At 67.4% G+C, this 23,425-nt stretch carries 20 protein-coding genes; 9 read left to right on the top strand and 11 right to left on the bottom strand.

The window, feature by feature from the left end; genetic code table 11:
- Positions 1-47 precede the first annotated feature (47 nt).
- Complete coding sequence (locus B9C43_RS37610; protein WP_084431653.1) at positions 48-1,358, top strand: MFS transporter; 1,311 nt, start codon at positions 48-50, stop codon at positions 1,356-1,358.
- Here B9C43_RS37610 and B9C43_RS37605 read toward each other — a convergent pair.
- Complete coding sequence (locus tag B9C43_RS37605) at positions 1,278-3,344, bottom strand: MMPL family transporter (RefSeq protein WP_084431651.1); 2,067 nt, start codon at positions 3,342-3,344, stop codon at positions 1,278-1,280. The genes B9C43_RS37610 and B9C43_RS37605 overlap by 81 nt on opposite strands.
- Positions 3,345-3,606: 262 nt before the next feature.
- On the opposite strand from B9C43_RS37605, the gene B9C43_RS37600 reads away from it, so the two are divergent.
- The gene (locus B9C43_RS37600) at positions 3,607-4,263 is read left to right on the top strand and encodes a cutinase family protein (protein ID WP_084431954.1); all 657 of its coding nucleotides are present in this window, start codon (positions 3,607-3,609) and stop codon (positions 4,261-4,263) included.
- Between the two features lie 193 nt (positions 4,264-4,456).
- On the top strand, positions 4,457-5,626 hold the full coding sequence (locus B9C43_RS37595) for a PucR family transcriptional regulator (RefSeq protein WP_160096959.1): 1,170 nt from the start codon (positions 4,457-4,459) through the stop codon (positions 5,624-5,626).
- 50 nt (positions 5,627-5,676) lie between these two features.
- On the opposite strand, the gene B9C43_RS37590 is transcribed toward B9C43_RS37595, so the two are convergent.
- Positions 5,677-6,459: an SDR family NAD(P)-dependent oxidoreductase gene (locus tag B9C43_RS37590; protein WP_084431646.1), complete on the bottom strand. Its 783-nt coding sequence runs from the start codon at positions 6,457-6,459 to the stop codon at positions 5,677-5,679.
- An 86-nt stretch (positions 6,460-6,545) separates the two neighbouring features.
- On the opposite strand from B9C43_RS37590, the gene B9C43_RS37585 reads away from it, so the two are divergent.
- The 4 genes from B9C43_RS37585 (at position 6,546) to B9C43_RS37570 (ending at position 10,004) form a co-directional block, all read left to right on the top strand.
- Complete coding sequence (locus B9C43_RS37585; RefSeq protein ID WP_084431644.1) at positions 6,546-7,397, top strand: helix-turn-helix transcriptional regulator; 852 nt, start codon at positions 6,546-6,548, stop codon at positions 7,395-7,397.
- A 121-nt stretch (positions 7,398-7,518) separates the two neighbouring features.
- On the top strand, positions 7,519-8,127 hold the full coding sequence (locus tag B9C43_RS37580) for a TetR/AcrR family transcriptional regulator (protein WP_160096957.1): 609 nt from the start codon (positions 7,519-7,521) through the stop codon (positions 8,125-8,127).
- A 4-nt stretch (positions 8,128-8,131) separates the two neighbouring features.
- On the top strand, positions 8,132-9,103 hold the full coding sequence (locus B9C43_RS37575) for an alpha/beta fold hydrolase (protein WP_160096955.1): 972 nt from the start codon (positions 8,132-8,134) through the stop codon (positions 9,101-9,103).
- Positions 9,104-9,263: 160 nt separating this feature from the next.
- Positions 9,264-10,004, top strand: a complete 741-nt coding sequence (locus B9C43_RS37570) for a ribonuclease activity regulator RraA (RefSeq protein ID WP_033393002.1) — start codon at positions 9,264-9,266, stop codon at positions 10,002-10,004.
- 59 nt (positions 10,005-10,063) lie between these two features.
- Here the strand turns inward: B9C43_RS37570 and B9C43_RS37565 are convergent, their stop codons facing one another.
- The 5 genes from B9C43_RS37565 to B9C43_RS37545 form a co-directional block, all read right to left on the bottom strand.
- Positions 10,064-11,344, bottom strand: coding sequence for a mandelate racemase/muconate lactonizing enzyme family protein (locus tag B9C43_RS37565; protein WP_084431638.1), 1,281 nt, complete (start codon positions 11,342-11,344; stop codon positions 10,064-10,066).
- 2 nt (positions 11,345-11,346) lie between these two features.
- The gene (locus B9C43_RS37560; RefSeq protein WP_084431637.1) at positions 11,347-13,356 is read right to left on the bottom strand and encodes an ABC transporter permease; all 2,010 of its coding nucleotides are present in this window, start codon (positions 13,354-13,356) and stop codon (positions 11,347-11,349) included.
- A complete protein-coding gene (locus tag B9C43_RS37555; protein WP_033393000.1) occupies positions 13,353-14,774 on the bottom strand; it encodes an ABC transporter substrate-binding protein in 1,422 nt (473 codons plus the stop codon). Before B9C43_RS37555 ends, B9C43_RS37560 begins: the two co-directional genes overlap by 4 nt.
- 96 nt (positions 14,775-14,870) lie before the next feature.
- Positions 14,871-15,500 (bottom strand): Gfo/Idh/MocA family protein, encoded by a 630-nt coding sequence (locus tag B9C43_RS37550; protein ID WP_084431635.1) that lies wholly within the window; start codon positions 15,498-15,500, stop codon positions 14,871-14,873.
- Between the two features lie 48 nt (positions 15,501-15,548).
- The gene (locus B9C43_RS37545) at positions 15,549-16,295 is read right to left on the bottom strand and encodes a FadR/GntR family transcriptional regulator (RefSeq protein ID WP_235039076.1); all 747 of its coding nucleotides are present in this window, start codon (positions 16,293-16,295) and stop codon (positions 15,549-15,551) included.
- Between the two features lie 72 nt (positions 16,296-16,367).
- Here B9C43_RS37545 and B9C43_RS37540 point away from each other — a divergent pair, with 72 nt between their 5' ends.
- The gene (locus B9C43_RS37540; protein ID WP_084431631.1) at positions 16,368-17,525 is read left to right on the top strand and encodes a mandelate racemase/muconate lactonizing enzyme family protein; all 1,158 of its coding nucleotides are present in this window, start codon (positions 16,368-16,370) and stop codon (positions 17,523-17,525) included.
- A gap of 140 nt (positions 17,526-17,665) precedes the next feature.
- On the opposite strand, the gene B9C43_RS37535 is transcribed toward B9C43_RS37540, so the two are convergent.
- Both B9C43_RS37535 and B9C43_RS37530 read right to left on the bottom strand, forming a co-directional pair.
- Entirely contained in the window at positions 17,666-19,471 is a 1,806-nt protein-coding gene (locus tag B9C43_RS37535) for a fibronectin type III domain-containing protein (RefSeq protein ID WP_084431629.1), read from the bottom strand.
- Between the two features lie 83 nt (positions 19,472-19,554).
- Positions 19,555-19,992: a RidA family protein gene (locus tag B9C43_RS37530; protein WP_084431627.1), complete on the bottom strand. Its 438-nt coding sequence runs from the start codon at positions 19,990-19,992 to the stop codon at positions 19,555-19,557.
- 159 nt (positions 19,993-20,151) lie between these two features.
- On the opposite strand from B9C43_RS37530, the gene B9C43_RS37525 reads away from it, so the two are divergent.
- Entirely contained in the window at positions 20,152-20,808 is a 657-nt protein-coding gene (locus tag B9C43_RS37525) for a polysaccharide lyase family 7 protein (protein WP_143446875.1), read from the top strand.
- 73 nt (positions 20,809-20,881) lie between these two features.
- Here B9C43_RS37525 and B9C43_RS37520 read toward each other — a convergent pair whose 3' ends face one another.
- Positions 20,882-21,775: a TIGR03564 family F420-dependent LLM class oxidoreductase gene (locus B9C43_RS37520; protein WP_033392997.1), complete on the bottom strand. Its 894-nt coding sequence runs from the start codon at positions 21,773-21,775 to the stop codon at positions 20,882-20,884.
- Positions 21,776-21,899: 124 nt separating this feature from the next.
- The gene (locus tag B9C43_RS37515) at positions 21,900-23,351 is read right to left on the bottom strand and encodes a M1 family aminopeptidase (protein WP_160096953.1); all 1,452 of its coding nucleotides are present in this window, start codon (positions 23,349-23,351) and stop codon (positions 21,900-21,902) included.
- Positions 23,352-23,425: the final 74 nt, after the last annotated feature.

The raw sequence follows: 23,425 nt of genomic DNA, 5'->3' as shown, positions 1-23,425 counted from the left end.
CACCTATTGATATCCGCGAGCCAGTGCCATTACTGTGAACGCCCATCATGAAGATAACCGCGCCAAGAAGCCACCCGGTCGGCACGCTGGTGACGGTATCGCTCGGCGGAATGATCGTCGGCCTTGACGGTACCGCGCTCACCATTGCCGGTCCGGATATCGCCCATACCGCCCGCGCGTCACTCACTGAATTGCAATGGATTGCGAACGCATATCTGGTGGCACTCGCCGTCGCGTTGTTCCCAGCGGGCCGCCTCGCCGACCGAGTGGGCAGACGACGTGTGTTCGTGGCGGGGGTCGCCGGGTTCGGGGTGGCCTCGCTGTTGATCGCGGCGAGCTCGACCGCCTGGCTGCTGATCGTGTTACGCGCTGTTCAGGGAATCTGTGGTGCGTTGCTGCAACCGGCGGCACTCGCGCTGATCCGTGCTGCCTTCTCCGGCAAGCGGCTCGACGTCGCACTCGGGATCTGGGGTGGAGCCGGAGCACTGTCCATCGCCGCGGGCCCGGTCGTCGCCGGGTTGATCGTGCAGCACTTCGGCTGGCCCGTGGTGTTCCTGATCAACGCTCCCATCGCCGCGGTCACCGTCGTGCTCGCGCTGTACACGGTCGGCGAGTCACGGGCGCGGGATTCGCTGGAACGGCCACGTGATCTCTTCCGCTGTCCCGGCGTACGGCTCGGCGCTGTCCTCACTGGACTCAGTTACTTCTCCTTGTACGGCTTGCTGTTCTTCCTCACGCTGTACCTGCAGAACCTGCGCGGTATGGATCCGATGACCGCGGCCGGATGGCTCCTGCCGCTGACCGCGGTCGTGGTGGTCAGCGCCCCGATCGGCGGAGCCCTCACCGCACGGTTCGGGCCACGCTGGCCGGCAACCGGCGGCCTTGTCCTGGTTTTCCTCGGCATGGTGGGATTTCTCGCACTCGGCCCGGCCAGCACGCAGGCCGACGTGCTGCCCGCGGCGCTCATTCTCGGGGCGGGAACCGGGGTCGCGCTGATCGCGTCGACACAGATCATCGTCAGCAACGCGCCCGTGTCCATGTCCGGCCTCGCCTCCGCGTTGCAGCAGATCGCCACCCAAGTCGGCGGTGTGACCGGGATCCTCGTGCTCGGCATGGTCATGTCCTGGCGGGTCAGCCAGCTGGTGCCGGATGCCGACGTGGACCAAGCGGCGCAAGGCCTTGGCGCGAGCTCGGCCGAGTTCGTCCCCGGTTTCCACGCCGCCATCGTCGTCGCCGCGGCCGTGATCGCCGTGGGCGCCGCACTCGCCACACGCACGTCAAACCGCCCCTCTGCGGAGCCTGCCCGGCCACCAGATGTCCCGTCCGATGTGGATGGTCAACGCCGGAACCAGCAGTGACCGCACCAGCAGGGTGTCCAGCAACACGCCGAACGCCACCAGGAACGCGATCTGGGCCATGAACAGGATCGGCAACACCGCCAGCGCCGCGAAGGTCGCGGCCAGCACCACTCCGGCGGACGTGATCACGCCGCCGGTCACGGAAAGTCCTCGCAGCGTTCCGGCCCGCGTGCCCAGTGCCCGGGACTCCTCACGGACCCGGGTCATCAGGAAGATGTTGTAGTCCACACCCAACGCCACCAGGAACACGAAGACGTAGAGCGGCACCGACGGATCCGAACCCGGGAACTCCAGCACTTCGTTGAACACCAGCGCTCCGAGGCCGAGTGTGGCGGTGAACGACAGCACGACCGTCGCGATCAGCACAACCGGGGCCAGAATGGATCTCAACAGCAGGGCCAGCACCAGGAACACCACCAACAGCACGGCCGGGATGATCACTAGCCGGTCGCGTTCGGCCGCCTCGGTGATGTCTTGCCAGATCGCCGTCTGCCCGCCCACGCGGACCGACGCGCCAGGCACTTCCCGCACAGATTCCCTGATATCCGCCAGGATCTCCTGCGCGGTCCGGGAATCGGCCGGTACGGTCAGGATCGCGTCGATCTGCACCAGGTCGCCGGCAGGCTGGCCGACCACCACCGCAGCGACCCCGTCGACACGCGCCGCTTCCGCCGCCTTGGCGGCGAAGCTGGGTTCGGTGATGATCACGACGGGTTCCCCTGCCCCGGCCGGGAAGTGCGCCTCCAACACCTCCTGTCCGGCCACCGCGTCGACCCGGTCGAGGAAGATCTCGGTCTGCTTGACACCGCTCGACCGAAACGCCCCGAGCAGGATCGACAGCAACACGAGCACTTCGACGCTGATCACCCAGACAGGGAGATACCGGCGGCCGACCAAGCCGGCCACCCGGCCCCACAGCCGTGATCGGGCCGGGTGTGGCCGAAATGGCCAGAAAGCCGCGCGTCCCAACAGAACCAGCGCTGCCGGCAGGAACGTGAGGGACACCAGCAGTGACGCGGCGATCCCGATGGCCGCCACCGGGCCAAGCCCCCGGTTGGACGAGAGACTGCTGAGCAACAGGCATGCCAAGCCGAGGATCACTGTGCCTGCCGATGCCGTGATCGACTCGAACGACGCCCGCACCGCGGCCATGACCGAGTCACGCGGGCCAGCGGCCAGCGGCAACTCTTCCCGGTGGCGGGCGATCAGCAGCAACGCGTAGTCCGTGGACGCGCCGAACACCAGGATGAACAGGATTCCCTGGCTCTGTCCATTGAGCGTGAGCGCCCCGCTTGCGGCGAGCGGATACACCGCCAGTGCGGCGACAACAAGCGCGACACCTGCCGAGACCAACACCACGATCGGCAGCAAAGGACTGCGGTAGACCAGAATCAGCACCAACGCGACGACCAGGGCCGTGACCACCAGCAATCGCCCGTCGATCCCTGAGATGGCCTCACCGAAGTCCGCCGTGTAACCGGCTGGCCCGGTGACATGCACGGTCAGTCCCGGCGGGAGATCCGTGCGGACGATCTCACGCATCGTCTGCGTCGTCCGCGCGGTCTCGAAACCGTCCACACCAGACACTGGCACACTGACCAGCACCGCTTTGCCGTCCGCAGCCGGGATCGGCGCGGACGGCGGACCGGTCACCCCGCTCAGCTTGGCGATCTCGGCGGACCGTCGGCCAACCGCCGCGCCATCCGCCTCGGTCAGGCCTTCTGGTCTGGTGAACACGATCACGGCTGGTTGGACCTTGCCACCCGCGATCTTTTCCTGCAGCCGCACTACTTCGGTGGCTTCGGCATCCGCCGGGAGGAACGATTCACCGTCGTTGCGTTGCACCTCGCTCAGCGCACCGGGCATCGCGCCGCCCGCGATGCCGAGGGCAAGCCATCCGAGGAGCACCATGGCCGCGAGCCACTTCCCGGTCGCGCGGGTCTGCCGGGAAGCCGGTGGCAAGCGGGTGCGGGCGTCGACGCGCATCGGCAATCCGCCTCTCCTACTGGCGAGTACGGACAGCTAACTTCACCCGGCCCCCGGACGGCAACAGTTCGGCACAAATACTCAACGTCGTGACAAAATCCTCACCCCCATTACTCGCGAACATGACTTCCGCGCCGAATAACGGTGTCGTTATGGTGACGTTCCCGAGCCGCGCACATTTCCCGTGCGGTCACTCGTAATACGACGGCGCCGGGCTTTATTCAGTTCTTTCTTCCCTTATCGATACACAGAGGTGTCGAACATGTTCAGACCCATCAGCAGGTCCCCGATCCGTTCGCTCATCGTCGTGACCACGCTGTTCGCCGGCGGTGTGATCGCGGCCGCAGCACCGGCGGCGGCCGCCCCGTGCACGGACATCGACGTGGTCTCCGCCCGCGGCACGGGCGAGCCCGGCACGCTGGGCATCATCGTTGGCGACCCGGTGTACTCGGCTGTCCAGCGCAAACTGACCGGCAAATCGACCACCGCCTACGCGGTGAACTATCCGGCCAATCTCGATCTGACGTCGGCCACCAAAGGCAACATCGATCTGGTCAACCACGTGACCACGCAGGCGGCGTCCTGTCCGAACCAGCGGTTCGTCCTGGTCGGGTACTCGCAGGGTGCCAACGTGGTCAGCAATTCGATCGGGGTCAGCAGCGCGGGCGCTCCCGTCGGCGCCCCGATCGCCGCGACCATCCCATCGGCACTCGAGTCGCGCGTGGCCGCGGTCGTGGTGTTCGGGCCGCCGATCGGATCGATCGGCAAGCACATCACCGGCCCCTATCAGAGCAGGTCCAAGGAATACTGCGCGGCAGGCGACCCGGTCTGTGTGCGCGGCGGCAACGACATCCTGGCTCACCTGAGCTACTTCCGTAATGCCGACGATGCGGCCACGTTCATTGCCGGAAAGGTCTGAACAATTGTCACAACTGTGACAACGCTCGGCCCGTCGGCCAGTCCGGACGCGGCAAATATTTCCGCCCAGTGCGGCTTACGGCGAATGGCAGCTGATTCACGCCGCCATGTGTGCTATTGATGAATGTCCAGGCGCTTGGGAGGCTGACCGAGAAAGGGCGCGACGGATGCCGGACCCTGCGCAGGGTGACAATTTGCCATGGGAGGCGCTACCGGCGTCGGTCGCGTCCTGGCTGCGACCGGAGATACCCCGGGTGGCCGCGGAAATGATCGACACGATCCGCAGCGAGGTGCCTGCCTACAACCGTCCGTTGGAGGGAGCGTTCGGCGTCGGCCTGCGACTGGGCGTCGAACAGGCATTGCGGCAGTTCGTGGAGCTGATCGACAATCCGGACTCGCCACAGGAGCACAATGCCAAGATCTACCGGCGGTTGGGGCGGGGCGAGTGGTACGAGGGCCGCAGCCTCGACGCGTTGCAGGCGGCCTACCGGGTCGGTGCGCGCGTCGCATGGCGCCAGTACGCGAACGTGGCCAGGCGCGCGGGATTCTCGGCCGATGTCACCGGAATCCTTGCCGAGGCAGTCTTCACCCACATCAACGACATCGCTGCCGAGTCGGTGAAGGGCTACGCGGACGCACAGGCAGCAGCGGCCACCACGTGGCAACGCAGCCGTGAACGCCTCCTGGCACAACTGATGTCCGCCGCACCGGTTTCGTGGACGACAGTGGAGGATCTCGCCCGGCACGCGAAGTGGTCGCTGCCCGGCACAGCAGCCTGTGTGGCGATCGACGAGGCCCCCGGGGAATTACCCACGCTCCCGCATACGATCTTGGCGTCGATGGACGACACCGAGCCGTATCTGCTGGTGCCCGAACCCGACGCGCAGAGGCATGAGACAACTCTGCGCCGCGTGCTGCGCGAGAGGACCGCCGTTGTCGGTCTTACCGTTCCGATCGCGGATGTCCGCTACTCGCTTTTATGGGCGCGGCAGACCCTGCAACTGGTCCACAACGGCGCCATTCCCCGCAAACCGTTGATCTACTGCACCGAACACCTGTCGGACTTGCTCCTGCTCAACGACGAACGCCTCGCCCAACAGGTCAGCGACCGGACTATGCAGGCATTCAAGGACATGACTCCGATGCAGCGCGAACGGCTGGAGTCGACGCTGCTCGCCTGGCTGACCTCGACCGGCCGCAGCGCCCCGGAAGTCGCGACACTCCTGGGAATCCACCCGCAGACCGTCCGCTACCGCATGCACCAGCTCACCCAACTGTTCGGCGATCGGTTGAACGACCCGGACTTCCGCTTCGAAACGGAAGCCGCCTTACGCGCCCGCGCCCTGCTCAACGGAACAAGCTGAGCGCGGGGTCAGCAACGCAAGAGCCGCAGTCCTCGGCGACGGCTCCCGGCTCAGGCTCGCGCGCCGCCGTCGACCCGCAGGACTGTGCCGGTCACGAAGGAGGACCGGTCGCTGAGCAGCCAGGCGGCGGCCTGCGCGATCTCCTCCGGGTCGGCCGCGCGACCTAGCGGGGTGTGCGCCGTGAGTCGCTCCCGCAGACCAGGTGAATCCTCTTCCCAGGTGCGGATCATCTCGGTCGCCGTGTGGCCGGGTGCGATGGCGTTGACGCGGATGCCGTCCGGGCCGTACGTGACAGCGGCCGACTCGGTGAGGCTGTTGACCGCCCGTTTCATCGCACCATAGGCGGGCAGTTCGGGATTGCCCATCAGGCTGCCGACGGATGAGTTGTTGACGATGGCGCCCGTCCCGGCGGTAGCCCGGATCGCCGCGACCTCGGCGACCATGGCCAGCCAGACGCCTTTGAGGTTCACGTCGTAGATGTGGTCGAACTCGGTCTCCGGCATCTGGTCCATCGGGCCGGGCCGCTGGATCGTCGCGCCGTTGTTGAAGGCGATGTCGAGCCGGCCGTACACCGCCACGGTGTGGTCCACGGCGGCGCGCACGCTCGCCGCGTCGGCCAGGTCGCACACCACGTACTCCGCGGTGCCGCCTGCGGCCTGGATCTCCTCGGTCACCGCCTTCAATTGAGCTTCGGTCCGGGCGGCGAGAAGCACGCGGGCTCCCTCGCGGGCGAACAGGCGGGCTGCGGCGGCGCCGATGCCGCGCCCGGCACCGGTGATGAAGGCGACCTTGCCGGCCAACAAGCCTTGACTGGTGGTAGCTGTGTTGTCCATGCCATCGAGCCTGGGCCGGTCCGCCGCGCGGATCCAGGCACCGGCGGTACCTGGCTGGGCCGCTGACGCCGGTACACACTGGGAAGGTGGATCGACGAGAACTGGCCCATTTCCTGCGCAGCCGACGCGAGCGGATCAGTCCTGCCGAGGTCGGGCTGCCCGCCGGCCCACGCCGCCGCACCCCGGGCCTGCGCCGCGAGGAGGTGGCGCGGCTGGCGTTCATCTCGACCGAGTACTACACGCGGCTGGAGCAAGCACGGGGGCCGCACCCGTCGCACGAGGTGCTGGCCGGCCTGGCTCGGGCCTTGCGCCTGTCAGACGCCGAACGTGACCACCTCCACCACCTGGCCGGTGCACCGCCGCTGCCGTCGGCCGGGCCCTCGCGTGAGGTACGGCCGAGCATCCTCGACCTGCTGCACCGCCTGCCGCACGCCGCGGCGACCGTGACCTCCGCGACGTTCGAGGTCCTCGCCTGGAACGATCTGGCCGCAGCCCTGATGGAGGACTTCTCCGCCTTGCCGCGGCGCGACCGCAACCTCGTGCGCCGTGTCTTTCTCGGGCCGCTCACACAGGGGCAACGGCTGTACGGGGTGTCGGATGTGGAAGCGTTCGCCCGCACCTCCACGCTGCGCCTGCGCGCCGCCGCCGCCCGCTACCCCGACGATCCAGAAGTAGCCGAACTGGTGGCCGAACTCCTCGACGGAAGCGAAGAGTTCACCCGTCTCTGGGAGTCCCACGAGGTGTCCGCGGAGCCCACCCTGTGCAAGACCTTCCAGCATCCACTGGTCGGCCCGGTCACCGTCAACTGCGACGTCCTCGACATCACCGACCGCGACCAGCAGGTCGTGATCTACACCGCCACGCCGGGCTCGCCCTCCGAAGAGGCGCTACGGCTGCTGTCGGTCATCGGCACACAACGCATGGACATCACCCACTAGTCGAGATTGTTTCGCCGAGTTCGGCGGTCGCTGCATCGGCCGGGCCCACCGACCAGTTCACTGCACACCAACGCAAATTTGCACTGTTGCAAAAATGCACGTATGCAGTAATCTGCGGGGTGTGGAGGCCAGGTCGACACATCGCGAGCGGAAGAAGCAGCGCACCCGCCAGGCCCTCATCGACGAGGCCGGCCGGCTGTTCGATCAGCAGGGCTACGAGGCGACGACAGTCGCTCAGATCGCCGAGGCCGCTGGCGTGTCGCCCCGCACGTTCTTCAGCTACTTCGCCAGCAAAGAGGACGTGCTGCACGACAACACCGCCGAACGTGTCGAAGCCGCCGTCCGGGCCATCCGCACGTACGCGGCCGAGGTGCCCGCACCCGAGGCCTTGGCCCGTGCGGTCGAAGACATGCTCACCGACAGCTGGACGATGGGCCTCGTCCCCGGCATGACGGGCGCCGCGGTGGATCTTCCGATCACTTCGCCGAAGGCGGCGATCGCCCGTTCGAACGCGCGGCTGGACCGGCTCGCTGGGGCGCTCACCGACGCGTATCCGGCGACGCTCGACCGGGTCACCGCGTATGCGCTGGTGGGGGCCGCGCTCGGGACGATCAGCGCGACGGTCGCCGCTGCTCTCACCGCGGGCTGCACCGACAAACAGGCCCTGGACGCCGCACGCACAGCTATCCGCCGCGCTGTCGCAGGCGTGCAGCCAGATTCCGGGAGGTAGGCCGATGCAGCTCGCGGACTGGGGCGAGCGGCGCCCCCGCTGGGCGGGAATCCGCAGCGACGTGGTCGACGTGCACGGCACGCGCGTGCACCTGCTGCGGGCGGACGCGCGCACCACGGCCTCCAACGCGCCAACGCAACTGCTGATCCACCCGATGGCCGCAGGTGCGACGATGTGGTTGGACGCCATCGGCCCATTGACCGCGTACGGCCCCGTCGTCGCCCCAGACCTGCCGGGTTCGGTGATCGGCGACTCCGCCTCGCCACACCGCTCGGCGCCGCGCGCGGAGATCAGTGCCCGGTTCCTCCGCGCCCTGACTTCCATCCTGGGTCTCGACCGGGTGGTCGTGCACGGCTGGTCGTTCGGAGGGCTGGTGTCGATGCTCTTCGCCGATCTCGCACCCGAACGCGTCGAGCGGCTCGTGCTCGTGAACTCCTCGCTGCCCTTCCCGTTGAGCACCCGGCAACGGCTGGGCTGGCAGACCCTCGGGCGGATCGCGGTCCTGCTCGGCACGCCACTGGCACGAGGCCTGCTGCGCATCGGCGGCGCGAAGGTGATGGAGCTGAAGCAACGGAACCTGGCTGAACCACAGGATCGCTGGGATCTCTCAGGCGGTGACCGCTCCCGGCTCTCACCTGAGCTCCTCAGCCTACTCAGCGACCAGCTCGGGCGGCTGCGGTCGCAGCCGCAGTGGATCGGCGCTGGCATCACGGCGTTGGCGTCAGTGTTCTCCCACATGTTCATAGACCAGCATCGTGCACTGGAAGCAATCCGCCGGCTGCCCGCACCCACACTGCTGGTGTGGGGAGACCAGGATCCACTGATCGACCGCACGGTGATCGACCACGTCCTCGGATTGCGGCCCGACTGGCACCTGCACGTCATCGAAACGGTCGGCCATCTCCCGCCAATGGAGGTGCCGGACGCTTACGCCGCGGTCGTCGGAGACTGGCTCACCACAATGAGTGGTCGCTAGAGCGCGCTTACCTTGTCGGCCCTGACCGTCGAGCGGAGCAGCACCGCGCCGCCATCCCGCCTGACGTCCCAAAGGTGGGTTCGCCGGACTACGCTTGATCGAAATCTCATCGAAACTCTCCGATAGTTTCGGTCAGCGCGGACCCGAGGGAGCTACCGACGTGGTCGAGACGCACGACATCGTTCGCCCGCCTGCCGAGCTCAGTGCCGCCCTCGCGGCCATCGGCAGCGCGACGGCCAGCGCCGAACTCAGCCGCATGGGCATCCGCAGCGCGTTCATCCAAGGCCCGGTTTCGGTGACCCCCGGCGTGCGTGTGGCCGGCCCGGCGCTGACGCTGCAGTTCCTGCCGAAGCGGGAGGACCTCTACCCCGTCGACGAGTACGCCGAGCCGGAGAAGCAGCTGCACCGGCACGTCATGTACCACACCCAGCCAGGCGACATGATCGTCGTCGACGCACGCGGCGACATGCGCAGCGGCGTGTTCGGCGAAATGATGCTGACCTACTTCAAGGGCCGCGGCGGCGCCGGCGTGGTGATCGACGGGTGCCTGCGCGACATCGGCCAGGCCAAGCAGCTCGGCCTCGGGCTGTGGATCCGGGGCGCCACGCCGAACTTCCACACCCAGACCGACATCGTCCCGACCGCCGTCAACGTGCCGGTGGCGTGCGGTGGCACGCTCGTCGAGCCGGGCGACATCGTCGTCGCCGACGACGACGGAGCGGTCGTGGTGCCGATCAAGCTCGCACCTACTCTGCTGGCTGTCGCTCAGGAACACGCGGAATGGGAGGAGTTCTCCCGGATCCGGCTGGCCGAGGGCGGCGACATGCGGCTGTATTACCCGCTGTCGGACGAGGCCCGGCCCGAGTACGAGCGGTGGCGCGCCGAACAGGGCCCGGCCTGACGGGCGCTCTTGGGTCGCGTCTCAAAGCCCCGTCCGCGAACAGGACTTCGAAACGCGACCTAGCTCCACAGCCGGTCGTGGCTCGACTCCCCGTCCCAGTGCGTCGTCTCGGCGAAGAACACCGGATCGCGCGGGTCCAGGTGGCGGCGCAGCAACTCCTCGTCGATGTCGCCGAACCCCAGTCCTGGCGTGTGCGGCACCGTGATGTGGCCGTTCTGGATCAGCGGGCGGGGCAGGTCGGTGACGAGGTCGCTCCAGAACTCCACGTCGGCTGCGTGGTGTTCGAGTGCGAGGAAGTTCTCCGTGGCGGCGGCCAGGTGCACGCACGCCATCGTCGCGATCGGCGACGCCGCCAGGTGCAGCGCCATCGCGATCCCGCGCTCCTGCGCGTAGTCGCCGAGCCGCTTGGTCTCCGCGATCCCGCCCGACGTCGCCGGGTCGGGGTGCACGACGCGGATGGCGCCGGCGTCCAGCAACGGCCGGAAGCCATCGAGCAGGTAGATGTCCTCCCCCGTGCATGTCGGGACGGCGACGGCCGTGGTGAGCTGGCGCCACTGGTCGGTCAGCTGCCACGGGATCAGGTCCTCGATCCACGCCAGCGTGAACGGTTCCAGCGCGCGGCCGATCCGGATGCAGGAGTCGAGGGCGATGTGGCCGAAGTGGTCGGCGGCGAGCGCGATGTCGTAGCCGACGACGGAGCGCACGACGTCCACATAGGACGTCAGGTGTTCGACGCCCTTCGCGGTGACCTGGATGCCGGTGAACGGATGCATCGTCGTTTTCTCCGCGCGCGCACCCGCCGGCGCGATCAGCGCCCCCGGCACGTCCCACAGCAGGTCGATGCCCACGTCCATCTTCAGCATCGTGAACCCGCGCTGCTTGCGCTCCAGCAGCCGGGCGCCCATCGCGTGCGGGTCCGGCAGCGACGGTGTGTCCGCGTAGCAACGGATCTCGTCTCGAAACCGACCCCCGATCAGCGCGTAGGCGGGCACTCCGTACGCCTTGCCGGCAAGGTCCATCAGCGCCATCTCGACGCCGGAGACCCCGCCGCCCTGGCGGCCGTGGAACCCGAACTGCTTGATCTTGCGGAAGATCTTGTCGACGTTGCAGGGGTTCTCACCGACGAGCCGGCTCTTGAGCATCAGCGCGTAGGTGGCGCTGGCCTGGTCGCGCACCTCCCCGTAGCCGACCAGTCCCTGGTTGGTGTCGATCCTGATGATCGACGAGCGGAACGGCACACCGGCCAGGTTGGCCACTCTCAGGTCGGTGATGCGCAGGTTGCTCGGCCGGGATCCCGTCGCGACGTACTCCTCCGTGATCGCCGGGGTCTCGCTGTGCACGTTTATCCCTTCACGGCCCCCGCGGTGAGGCCCTCGGTCAGGAATCGCTGCCCGAACGCGTACATGATCACGACCGGGATGCTGATCAGCAGTGAGGCCGCGGCCAGCTGCCCCTGCGGCACGACGTCACCGAAGATCATCGACTGCATGCCGACGGGCAGCGTCTTGTAGTTGTCCTTGGTGATGAACACGAAGGCGAACAGGAACTCGTTCCACGCGTTGGTCAGCGTGAACAGCGCGACCGCGAGCAGGCCCGGCTTGGCCAGCGGCAGCACGATCCGGATGAACGCCCCGAACCGCGTGCAGCCATCGACCAGCGCGGCCTCCTCGAGGTCGGCCGGGATCGACTTGAAGTAGCCAACGAGCAGCCACGTCGCGAACGGCAGGGTGAACGTGGGGTAGGCGAGCACGAGCGACCACAACGAGTCGTTGAGCCCGATCCCGCTCATCATCTGGTACAGCGGGATGAACAGCAGCGCGCCCGGCATCACGTAGGTGAGCAGGATCGTCACCGTGAAGCTCTCCGAACCGCGGAACTTCAGCCGTGCCAGCGCGTAGCCGGCCAGCGCCGCGCAGATCAGGGCGATGACGGTGGACGCCACCGACACCAGGATCGTGTTGCCGTACCAGGTGCCGAACGCCTTGCCCGTGAACAGGTTGGTGAACTGCTCGGTGGTCCACGGGGTCGGCCAGAGGTCGTTGGTGCGCGCGACGATCTGGTCGTCGGACTTGAAGGCCGTGACCGTCATCCAGTAGAGCGGGGCGAGCACGAAGCCCAGCAGACCCATGAGCGCGATCCCCGTGCCGGTGCCGCCGACCAGGCGTGCGGCCAGCCGGTTGCCCCGCGCGGCGAGCGCGGAGACGACCCGTCCGACGGCGGCCGCGAGTACCACGAACACGCCCAGCACGAGCGCGGCCTTCCACACGATGTGCGGCGACGCCCAGACCAGCACGAGCACCGAGGCCACGACGATCACCCACGGCAGCGCCCTGCGCTGAGCGGGAGTCAGCCGCCTGCGCCCCATGTCGCCTGAGCCTGGCAGGTCGCTGCGTCGCATCATCCGCACGAGGATCATCACGAGGATGGCGATGATCGGCAGCATCACCAGCGTGACTGCGGCGCCTGCGCCCAGCTGCAACTGCTGGATCGCCTTCGAGTAGGCCACCATCACGTACGGGGCGGTGGCGTCCCCTGGTCCGCCCTGGGTCATCAGCCAGATCAGGTCGAAGTTGTTGAACGTCCAGATCGACGACAGCAGCACCGTCACGATCATGACGTTGCGCAGCCCCGGCAACGTGATGTGCACGAAGCGCTGCCACGGCGAGGCGCCGTCCACCATCGCCGCCTCGTAGAGACCACTGTCGATGGCCTTGAGCCCGGCGAGGAACGTCACCGCGAAGAACGGGATGCCCTTCCAGACGTTGACCAGGATGACCGCAGGCATCGCGAGCGCGGGATCGGACAGCCACTCCGCGGGCCAGGAGTCGACGAGCCCGATCGCGGCGAGGCCAGGTCCGATCCCGGAGTCGGTGAGCAGGACGTTGACGCTGCCGAAGATCGGGTCGAACAAGGACCGCCAGGTGAAGGCCGTGACAACCGTCGGCACCACCCACGGCAGCAGGATCACCCCAGCGACGATCGCCCGGCCGCGGCGCATGTGGTGCAGCATCAACGCCGCGATGAGACCGAGGGTCACTTTGAAGATCTCGGCGTACGCGGTGAAGACGAACGAGTTGAGCACGCCCTTGTGGAACACGGCGTCGTCGATGAGGTCGGCGTAGTTGTCCAGCCCGACGAAGACCGTCTCCGCGCCGTGGCGCTCCGTGGCGCTGGTGAAGATCGAGCTGATGATCGGGAACAGGATCAGGCCTGTGACCAGCAACAGCGTCGGCCCGATGAACACCGCGGCGAGGCGCCAGTCGCGCCCGAGCAGCCGCTGCGATCTGGTGAGCGCGGACGACGCGCCCGGCGCCGGACGGGCCGGCGCCGGGCGCGGACGCAGGACTGTCACTGCTTGTAGCCCTGCTGCTCGAAGACCTGGACGATGCGGGCGTGGGTCGAGGCAACGGCGTCGGCCGGCCGGGTGCCCTGGATGACCGCCTGCATCATGTCGGTCAGCAGATAGGCGGCGGTAGCGGCTTGCTCGCCGGGGCTCGGGGCCTGGGGAAACGCGTAGCCGGTAGTGGTGGTCAACGGGAGCGGCACGCGGGTCTGCTCCCGCAGCGCGGCGAAAGCGGGGTCACCGCTGGTGTAGTACGGGTCGGAGTCCCACACCTTGTCCCACGCGGGGTTGACCAGGCACGGTGCTCCCTTCGCGACACCGAGCAGCGCGCTGCCGCTGACCATGAACTTCGCCACCAGCTTGGCGAGGTCGGGGTTCTTCGCCCCCTTGAACACGACGAACGAGTTGGACTCGCCGTACGCGAGTGGCCGGTCGATCGCCGGTCCGGTAGCGCCGTTGAACGGGTGCGTGTTGGCGTAGACCGGGTTGTTCTTGGTCTTCGAGTCGGCGTAGACGCTGAACTGGTTGAGCGTCAGCCCCAGGATCTGGGCCAGCCAGTTCTCGTTGTTGCTCGAGTCGGTCCAGCTTCCGATCCCGGGTGGCAGCATCGGGGTGTACTTCGGGTTCGTGTAGATGTCGCCGATGAACTCCACGGCAGCGACGGTCTCCGGCGAGTTGAACACGACCTTCCTGCCGGTGTTGTCCGCGATCGCCCCGCCGTAGCAGTTGATGACGTTCGCGATGAAGCCGTTGGCGTCGCCGGAGCGGTTCACCGTGAGACCCCAGCCGAAGCGCCGCTTCGCCGGGTCGGAGACCGCCAACGCGTTGTCGCGCAACTCCTCCCACGTGTAGTGCAGCTTGAGCGGGAGACCCTTTTCCTCGTACCAGTCCTTGCGCAGGTACATCCCGGCTGCGATGAAGTGGTAAGGGATCGCGTACCAGCGCCCGTCGAACACGCAGTAGTTGGTCGCCTCCGTTGCGGGCTCCCCGTAGAGCTTGCGCATCTCCTCGACCACGTCGGTGACGTCGGTGAGGGCGCCGAGGTTGTGGAGCTGGCCGACGAACCGCCGGTCGCTCATGAAGGCCAGATCGCGGTTGGTGCCCGCCTTCACCTCGGCGTCCATCTTCGCGACCATGTCGCCGGCGTCGCCGGAGACCAGGTCGTTGCGGATCGTGGTGCCGGTGGCCTGCGCGAACACCTGTAACGACTTGTCGAGCGCCTGGTTGGCGGCCTCCGAGTACAACTTCTGCGAGAGCATCCCCACCGACCCGCCGCGCAGCCCGGCCGCCTGGTCGAGCAGCTCCTTGGGCACCTGGACGTCGACCTGCGGCGCGGCGGGGCCGCTCTCGCACGCAGCGAGACCGAGCACGCCCAGCGCGCTCATCCCGAGGAACCTGCGCCTCGACCAGTCAGTTTTCTCCTCCATGACCACTCCTCTCGCGTCCGATCAAGCGGACGCGTACCGACGGGGGCGACGTTGCAACCGGCGGGGCAGCGAGGCGAGCGCCGCGCTGCGGGTCGTTCATGCCGCGAAGGACGCCGAACTGCTGATGCGTTGTCCTGGCAGCCCGTTCGAGCCACGGGGCCGCCACAGCGGTACGAGCACGCCCTCGGTGCCGTACAGCCGCATGTCGTTGGGTTCCGGCGGCACCGGGATCTCGGGGTAGGACGCGGTGTAGTTGCCGATGGTGCCTCCGGTGAAGACGAGGTTGAGCGCGAGGTCCGACGGGGCGTCCATCGTGCTGTTGGCCGCCTGCACGGCACCGTGAACCCGTGCGATGTCGCCGCAGAGCAGCCGGATCCGGGCGATGTGGTGCACGCCGCCGCGGTACTGCCCCCGCTGCCGCCACGGCGTGCCGGTGAACCAGCTCTGGCGGGGCACCAGCCGGCCGGCATGCCGCCATGCCATCAGGTGCAGGCGACCGATCAAGTCGTCGCGGGCCGGCAAAGCAGCCCGGTCAGCTTCGGCCCGGGCTGGACCGGCCCCGCTGTAGCCGGCTAACCGCCTGCTCTGCTCGGCGGACCGGTCAGTGAACGCGGTGACCACGTACCGATCCGGCGAGCCGCATAACGCCGGCCAGTGCAGCTTCTCGACCGCGAGTCCGGTGCCGATCAGCCCCAGCCGGATCGGCGGAATCGTAGGTGCTGCCATGCCTCGTCCGTCCTCGTCATCGGTTCCGGATCTCGGTCGTGCAGTGCGCTAGCGCCGCCGGCCGGCTCGCTTGGTCTGCTTCCCCTTCTCCGCGAGGAGCGTGGAGTAGTTGTTGCTCAGATGCCTGCGCATCGCCGCGCGGGCACCTGCCGGATCACGGGCCACGAGCGCCTCGTAGATCTCGGTGTGCTCGGCGGTGGCGCGGTGCAGACCGGCCGGTGCCTCGTTGGTGATGCGTCGGCTGGCCGTGCCGAGCCAGCGGGCGGAGTACATGATCCGGTCGAGGATGCGGTTGTCGGCCGCCCGGCAGATCTCCATGTGGAACTCGTGGTCGACCTCGAGGTAGGCGTCGGGATCCGCCTCGAGCGCCGACATGCGGTCGATCTCGTCGGAGAGCCGGTCCAGCGTCTCGTCGGAGATGCTGGCCGCGGCCATCGCGGCGAGCTCGGGCTCGAGCAGGGCGCGCATCTGGTGCAGCTCCTGCAGCAGCTCGCCGACGATCTCCGTGGGCAGCCACTCGATCAGCAACGGGCTCAGGTAGTCCCACTCCGCGCGGGGACGCACGACGACGCGGCGGCCCTGCGCGACGTCGACGATGTCGAGCGAGGCGAGGATCTTGAGCGTCTCCCGCGCCACCACGCGGGACACCCCGAACTCCTGGGAGATGTCGAGCTCCGACGGGGCCCGGCCGTCCTCGATTTCGCCGCTGACGATGCGCCGGGTCAGGTGTGCCGCCACCTGCACCGGGAGAGTCCGGATCTTGACAGCGTCCGGAGACTCTTGTCCCCTTTGCATGTCATCAGCTTATATGACAAGTTGGACGTCGCAACAGTCCGTTCATCTGCACAACCCGGCGGCGGGAGAGCAATGCGGATCGTGAACGTCACGACGGCAGTGGTGGCCTACCACGGTGAGGCCACGCTGGTACGGATCGACACCGACGAGGGCATCAGCGGATTCGGCGAGGCCAATCCCGATGCCGGCGCGGGCGCCGTCGTCGGAATGATCAATTCCCTGACGCCCCTGCTGATCGGCGAGGACCCGCGCAACGTCGAGCGGTGCTGGGAGAAGCTGCGCCGCGGCAAGGTCTTCGCTGGCCCACAGGGCGGGGTGTTCGTGATCGCCTTGTCCGGGATCGAGCTCGCGCTGTGGGACCTGGCAGGAAAAGCCGCGGGCCAGCCGGTCTACCGGCTGCTCGGCGGGAAGTTCCGCGACCGGATCCGCCTCTACGCCGACTGCGGCGACGGCGACGACCCAGCGGGCTCGATCGCCGGGTGCGTCGACCGAGCCCAACGGATGGTCGCCGAAGGCTTCACCGCCATCAAGTTCGACATCGACAACCTGCACCACCCCGCCAAGTTCGACGCCTTCAACCACACGATCAACGCCGCCGAGCTGCGATCGATGGTCGAGCGCGTGGCAGCCGTCCGGGAAGCGATCGGACCAGACGTCGATCTGGCCATCGACCTACACGCTCGCTACGACGTGCCGAGCGCATGCCGGATCTCGTGGGAGCTCGAGCCGTTCCACCTGATGTGGCTCGAGGAGCCGCTGCCGGCGGAGAACATCGACGCGCTGGTGCGGGTGCGCGCGCAGACCCGCACGCCGATCTGCGCAGGCGAGAACCTCTACCTGCGGTGGGGATTCCGCGAGCTGCTCGAACGCGGTGCCGTGGACGTCATCGAGCCGGACGTGCCGAAGTGCGGTGGCCTCGCGGAGGCCAAGAAGATCGCCAACCTCGCGGAGCTTCACTACATTCCCTTCGCACCGCACCTGGTGTCGACGCCGCTGGGCACGATGGCCACGTCGCACCAATGCGGAGCGATCCCCAACTTCCTCGTCCAGGAATGGCACGCCCTCGAGGAGCGCGCGGTGTGGGACAGCTACGTCCACGCCCCCGACGGGAGCGGCTCGATCGTCAAGGACGGCTACATCACGCTTCCCGACACTCCCGGCATCGGCGTGGAGCTCGACATGGACGGCGTGCGGGCACACGCCGTCGCGGGCTACGGAGTGTTCGAGTAGCGGAGCCGATCCCCCGGCTGCCTTCTCAGGACCTCGGAAATCCTGGAACAGGCTGTCACAACGATCCGCGAGAAAACCCCGCAGGCGTTGATCTTTTCAACTGCCTCGGATCCAGCGACAGCCGCACAGGCGCGGAGTACTCACCCGGACTCCCACGTGTACCTGTTCGACTGGTACTGCTTGTCGACCACGACCCACACCGTGGCGCCCACCTTCGGGAAATGGAACGCCTCGAAGGTGAGATTCCCGTTGCGGTCGGTGGTCACTGTTCTGCCCGGGTTGGCGTACACGGTGCTCGCGTACGGTACGACCTTGTAACTCTTGCGTGGTTCGAAGCCACGCATCACGACGCGCATCTTCCCGCACTCGGGGACTTCACACGTATCGTTGTAGCGCTCGGTCGTACCACGGGACACCGTGACCGTTCGGGTCTGCGGCTGCACCGGGTTGACTGGGTTGGAGGACGCACCAGGGCCGGTGCCCACCCGGTTGGTCGCGGCCACGGTGAAGACATAACGCACGCCGTTGGCCAGGCCGGTGACCGTTGTCCGGCGCTGTCCCCCACCGACCGTCGTGGACCCTGTCTGGCCGGTACTTGCCTGCCACGACACCAAATAGGACGTGACAGCCGCACGGTTATCTGGAGCGGCACCCCACGTAATGGTGGCCGACCCGTTGCCTGCCTGCGCGGCGACCGACGGCGGGGCACCCGGACGGCCTGCGGGCACTGCAGGCGGCGTGGTCGTTGTGCGCGGCCTCGGCTGCTCTTGCCGCGGCCGGGGTCGTTGCTGCTGAGCTAGTGGCGGTGCGCCGACACGCCTATCCGTTGTCGTTGTTCCGGTGTTCGGCGTGGGAACAGGAGGCTGTTGCGGGGTTGTGGGGTTCTCGGCCGTGGACACCTCCCGCACGTGGCCGTCCTTGGCGACCACCACGACCTGCGTACCGTCGGCGTCCTCGACATACACCCGGCTGTCCTCGCCACGGCTGAGCCGAGGCTGACCGGTCTTCTGTTTGATCGGCTTCGTATCCTTGCGCACGCCGTCCGGCCCGTATGTCAATACAGTGCCGCTTTGCCTGTCCACCAACACAACCACGTCACCTGTGGACATCGGGCCGTCATAATCCCCGCTGGGCAGTGGGATCGTGACCGGCTTGCCGGGCGGGTCGCGGGTGTCGGCCAACAGCAGGCTTTGCCGTTGCGGGTCCAGGATGGCCACCCGGCCGGCCAGGTCATGCGTCGCCGGGCGTGCGTTGGGTGAGATCGGCACGCCGAGCGGCACCGCGGGGCCGAGCTTGTCGCCGTCGATGATGCTCAGGGTTGTGCTGAATGTGTCAACGAACGCGGGCTTTCCGTCCACAATGGTCAATGCGCCTGAGTGGCCGGGCGGAGCGCCCACCGGGCAGCCGGAGATGTGGGCGGCGTCCTTGCCGAGGGTGCAGATCTGGCCGGTGTCGGGGCGGTGCAACCACATCGTGCCGTCCGCGGTGACCACAGGAGTACCGATCGCGCCACCGACCGGGACGATCGCCGGTGGGTCTCCGAGGCGCACGACCTTGCCCGCGTTGCGGTACGCCAGATACGGCCCGCCGATGGCCTCGATGCCCACCGGCCGCTCGTTCGTCGGTGGGGTGACGGTGATGGCCTGTTGCTCGGACAGCTTGGCTTTGTCGAACTCGGTGATTCCCGTCGGCCCGACGACGTACCCGTGCGTGTCGTTCTGCACGACCTGACTGCCCGGTTCGCCCTGGACTTCGGCGTGGGCGTCGATGTTGCCGGTACCGCCGTCGATGTGGAAGACCATCTGCAGCACCGAGTTGAACACCCAGTGTCCGGTCAGCGCGAACGGGGCGCCAGGCAATGGCTTGGCAGCTCCGGTGAGGACCGTGACCAACGCGCCTGCGACGAGAACGGCGATCAGCGCGAACGGCCGACTGCGCTTCAACACACTCGCAACTTACCCCGTGACACTTGGGAGCGGTCCCGAACGTGCCTTTTCGCAGATCAAAGGCTCGTCATGGCCAGCTTGGACTAAGCACGGGGTTCAGGCCGATGTGGGCGGACGAACCGGCTGTCCGGCACCACGGCGATCGGGGCAAGTTCGACGAGGAACTCCGGCAGGACCAGGCCGGGTACCTGGACCAGGACGCTGACCGGCGCGGTCTCGGCGGGAAAATGCAGGGCGCGGACTCGCTGGATCACCGGGAGGTCGGCGCGGTCGAGGAAGTAGATCGTCAGGGACACGATGTCGGCGAGCCTCCCGCCGACCTCGTCGAGGACCATCCGGATGTTGTCGATTGCCTTGTCCATCTGTGTCCCGACATCCCCGGCACCGACAACGTTGCCGTGTTCGTCCCACGCCACCTGCCCCGTGACGTGAACGACGGCTCCTTCTCCCTGGACGACTCCCTGGGAGAAGGCACGGCCGTTCGGCTGCCACATTCCGGGCGGGTTGAACCTGTCGACCATGCTGTCTCCTTACGGTGTGCGGATTTGGTCATCGTGCCGCACGGAAGGACCTGCGGGGACCGCAAGCAGGGACGTTGGCGCGGCGCTCGGATATAGGCGACACTCGGGTTTCCGCCGCTGTGTGTATCCCTGCAATGCGACACAAGGAGCACCATGCGTGTGACACGAAGAATTGCCGCGATCGCCGGCACTGCCGTTTTGACGGTCGTTCTCGTCCAGCCCAGCGCCTTCGCCGGTCCGGTGGGCAGCGGTTGGCAGGAACACAACCCCTCGTGGAACCTGCAGATTCAGAGCCGCGGCGAAATGACGAGCTACCCGAGCAGCACCACCAGCGCATCCGGGCCTGGCGGATCCTACTCACGGTCCGGCGGGGTACAGACCTTCAAACTCTTCAACAACGGGTCCAACCGAGTCGAGGTCCGGGTTCAGGACAACTACCGGACCGGCCAGCGGCAGTTCGAGGGCGAACTCAAGGTCACCGCAGGCACCGACGACGAAAGCGCCATGCAGATCTTCGGCAACGACGGTGACGGCGCCACCACGCTGATGATCAGGTCCTTCTCGAAGAACGGGGGCACCCTCCGAGGCGGGGGCAAAGACCTGATCAGCAACATCTACGGCAAGTGGGTACGCATCAACGTCACCCACAACGCCACCGCCACCGGCGGCAGTTACTCCATCTACATCAACGGCAAACACGTGCACACGAACAACGGGCCCAAAGGCGATCACTACTTCAAGTACGGCGTGTACGGCACATTGAAGACCGCGGGTGCCGAGCACCAGTGGCGCAACGTGCACTTCTACCGGAAGTAGTCGGCAGCAGGACTCAGCCCCGGCTCGGACGCTGGTCCGGGCCGGGGTGTTCGCGCTTCGCAGAGCCGGCGTCCTATCCGGCCAGATCGGCCAGAAGGCCGATGGTGCGGGTCTGCTCGTCTTGCGAGCCGAGGGGCATCACGACGAGTTCGGTCGCGCCGGCATCGAACAGCTGACGGATCTGGTGCTCGACAGTGGTTTCATCACCGACGAGCACCGCGTCCTCGGGGCCGGCCGCCTGACTTCGGTCGAGCATGGCGCGGTAGCTGGGCAGCTGTCCGACCATCCCGAAGTTCTCGGCGACCCACGCCCGGCGATCGTCCTCATGGGACGTGACACAGGCGACTGTGGCAGCGACTACACGAGGTACGTTCCTGCCCGCCGCTCGGGTGATCGTAGGCACGACGTAGTCGGCAAGACCGGTTGCGGTGGCCCATGTCGCGATGGTGCCGTCAGCCAACTCTCCGGCCGCTCGCAACATTGCCGGGCCGAGCGCGCCAACGAGCACAGACGGCGGTGCGACCGCTGGGATGTCAACCGCGCCAACGGCCTTCAGCGTCTCGCCCTTGTAGCTGACGCTCTCACCGCGCAGCAATGGAACCAATGCGGACAGGTATTCGCGGAGATGCCGGGCGGGCCGGTCGAAGGAATACCCGTACTGGTCTTCGATGATGTGCCGGTGGCTGACTCCGAGTCCCAGGGTCAGCCGGTTGCCGACGGCTTCCTGGACGGTCAGCGCTTGCGCGGCAAGGGAAAGCGGGTGCCTGGGGTAGGTCGGCACCACCGCGGTACCGAGTTCGATGCCCGGCACCTGACGTCCGGCGACCGCCAGTGTGGTGAGCGCGTCCCGGCCGGTGCGCTGCGCCAGCCAAACCCCGGCAAGGCCAGTCGCGGCCGCGGCCCGGAACCGGTCGACGACCGTCTCAAGGGACGGCCCCATCTCATCAACGCCGAGTCCAATTCGCATCAGTTCACTGTAACGGCCTGCGCCGATCTTCCTTGCGCCAGAAGGCATTTCGACAGGAACACTCAGCCAGGAAGCACAAACCCCTTGCTCGCGCCCGAAAGTTGGCTCGAACCTGCCACATTGGCTACGGCTGCAGCCTGCCGGGCCAGAGGTACTTGTCCGCGGGTAGCGTCGCGCTGCGGAACCACGCGTGGAAGAAGCCGGTGAGGTCCTGTCCGGTGACCTTCTCCGCGAACGTCTCGAACTGCGGCCAGTCGGCGTAGTCACCGCGGTGTTGCTGCGGCCACTGCTTGATCAGCCGGTGGAACGCCTTGTCTCCAACCTGCCGGCGCAGCGCGTGCAGGGCGAGCGGGCCTTTGTCGTAGATGTTCAGCCCTGGCGCCTGGTCAGGGCGGTGGAGTTCCTTCCAGAAGCCCGGATTGCCTTTGTTGGTGTTGACCTGGTCGCGGTAGCGGGCATCGAGGCCGACACCGGTTTTGGCCTCGTCCCACAGCCAGGTGGCGTAGACGGCGAAGCACTCGGACAGACAGTTGTCCTCCGGCTGGCGGGGAGCGGTCGAAATCCCGTACCACTGGTGAGCTTGCTCGTGGACGACTGCGTCGAGGGTCATGTACCGCGTGTTGCCGGCGCCGAGGTATACCGGCCGGGTCTGCGGCGCGGTCGCCGGCCCGTCGTCGTTGACATGGACGAAAACGTTGCCGCCCGCCCGGTACGGGTAGCGGCCGAACGCGCCGGAAAGGAAGTCGAGGATCTCCGGCAACCGGTCCGCCAGCGGTTTGGTCGATTCCCGCAGTCCTGGCGCGTAGGCGTTGACCACCGGGGTTCCGTCGGCCAACGCCGACCGTTCGATCGTGAAGCGGTCGATGGACACGGCGATGTGAGCGGGGTCGACGTTCGGCTCCGTCCAGCGGAACGTGGTTGTGCTGGATTCGTGCCGCACCGGGCCCTCCTGGCCGATGGACACGACGCTCCAGCCAGTCGGCACGGTCCCGGACAGGTGGAAGTTCGCCTTGTCGTTGGCATCCTCGCGGACGGGGAACCACGCGCTGGGGCTTGCCATGAATGCTGTGGCTCCGCCGGACGTGGTGGGCAGCCATCCGGCTCCCGGCGTTCCGTCGTACTCGACGCGGACCCGGAACTCGGCGCCGCGGCCGATCGGTGTCGCCGGCACGATGACGAGATCCTTCGCACCGGTCCGGGCGAAGGACGTCACTGCCTTCGAATCGACCGTGACCGAACGGATCGTCAGTTCGCTGAGGTGCAGCGTGAAACTGTCCAGCGTTTCAGTCGCCGTGGCGGTGACCACCGTGACGCCTCGAAGCGTGCGGATGTCCGGCTGGTAGCTCATTGCGATGTCATAGTCGGTCACATCGAACCTCTTGCCTGCGGTCTCACTCGCAGCCGCCGTGCTCCTGTATGGCGTGCCGTCGGCGCCCACCAACAGCGCCGCCAGCATGGTCGCGACCACGAGCGACCAACGCTGCCCGCCCCGTCCCCCATCACTGTGCGAGCTGTGCTGATGTCGTGGTTCGAAGCCCGGATGGTCAGAGAATCGTTTGCTCCGAATGAGATCCATGAACCTCATCCTCGTCCGGTGATGTCCGACCGGCGTCCGGGGCGAGTCGCAGTCTTGTCGCAGCGCCCTCGCGC

This window comes from Kibdelosporangium aridum, assembly GCF_900176515.1.
Taxonomy (GTDB): domain Bacteria; phylum Actinomycetota; class Actinomycetes; order Mycobacteriales; family Pseudonocardiaceae; genus Kibdelosporangium; species Kibdelosporangium aridum.
The sequence above is the reverse complement of the archived record's forward strand: the minus strand, read 5'-3'. Positions and strand labels throughout refer to the sequence as shown.

Coding starts and splice junctions, on each gene's coding strand:
- B9C43_RS37520 (WP_033392997.1), bottom strand. CDS start 21,775: ATGCGAATTGGACTCGGCGTTGATGAGATGGGGCCGTCCCTTGAGACG.
- B9C43_RS37515 (WP_160096953.1), bottom strand. CDS start 23,351: ATGGATCTCATTCGGAGCAAACGATTCTCTGACCATCCGGGCTTCGAA.
- B9C43_RS37590 (WP_084431646.1), bottom strand. CDS start 6,459: ATGGACAACACAGCTACCACCAGTCAAGGCTTGTTGGCCGGCAAGGTC.
- B9C43_RS37575 (WP_160096955.1), top strand. CDS start 8,132: ATGCAGCTCGCGGACTGGGGCGAGCGGCGCCCCCGCTGGGCGGGAATC.
- B9C43_RS37540 (WP_084431631.1), top strand. CDS start 16,368: ATGCGGATCGTGAACGTCACGACGGCAGTGGTGGCCTACCACGGTGAG.
- B9C43_RS37610 (WP_084431653.1), top strand. CDS start 48: ATGAAGATAACCGCGCCAAGAAGCCACCCGGTCGGCACGCTGGTGACG.
- B9C43_RS37555 (WP_033393000.1), bottom strand. CDS start 14,774: ATGGAGGAGAAAACTGACTGGTCGAGGCGCAGGTTCCTCGGGATGAGC.
- B9C43_RS37600 (WP_084431954.1), top strand. CDS start 3,607: ATGTTCAGACCCATCAGCAGGTCCCCGATCCGTTCGCTCATCGTCGTG.
- B9C43_RS37605 (WP_084431651.1), bottom strand. CDS start 3,344: ATGCGCGTCGACGCCCGCACCCGCTTGCCACCGGCTTCCCGGCAGACC.
- B9C43_RS37550 (WP_084431635.1), bottom strand. CDS start 15,500: ATGGCAGCACCTACGATTCCGCCGATCCGGCTGGGGCTGATCGGCACC.
- B9C43_RS37530 (WP_084431627.1), bottom strand. CDS start 19,992: ATGGTCGACAGGTTCAACCCGCCCGGAATGTGGCAGCCGAACGGCCGT.
- B9C43_RS37545 (WP_235039076.1), bottom strand. CDS start 16,295: ATGCAAAGGGGACAAGAGTCTCCGGACGCTGTCAAGATCCGGACTCTC.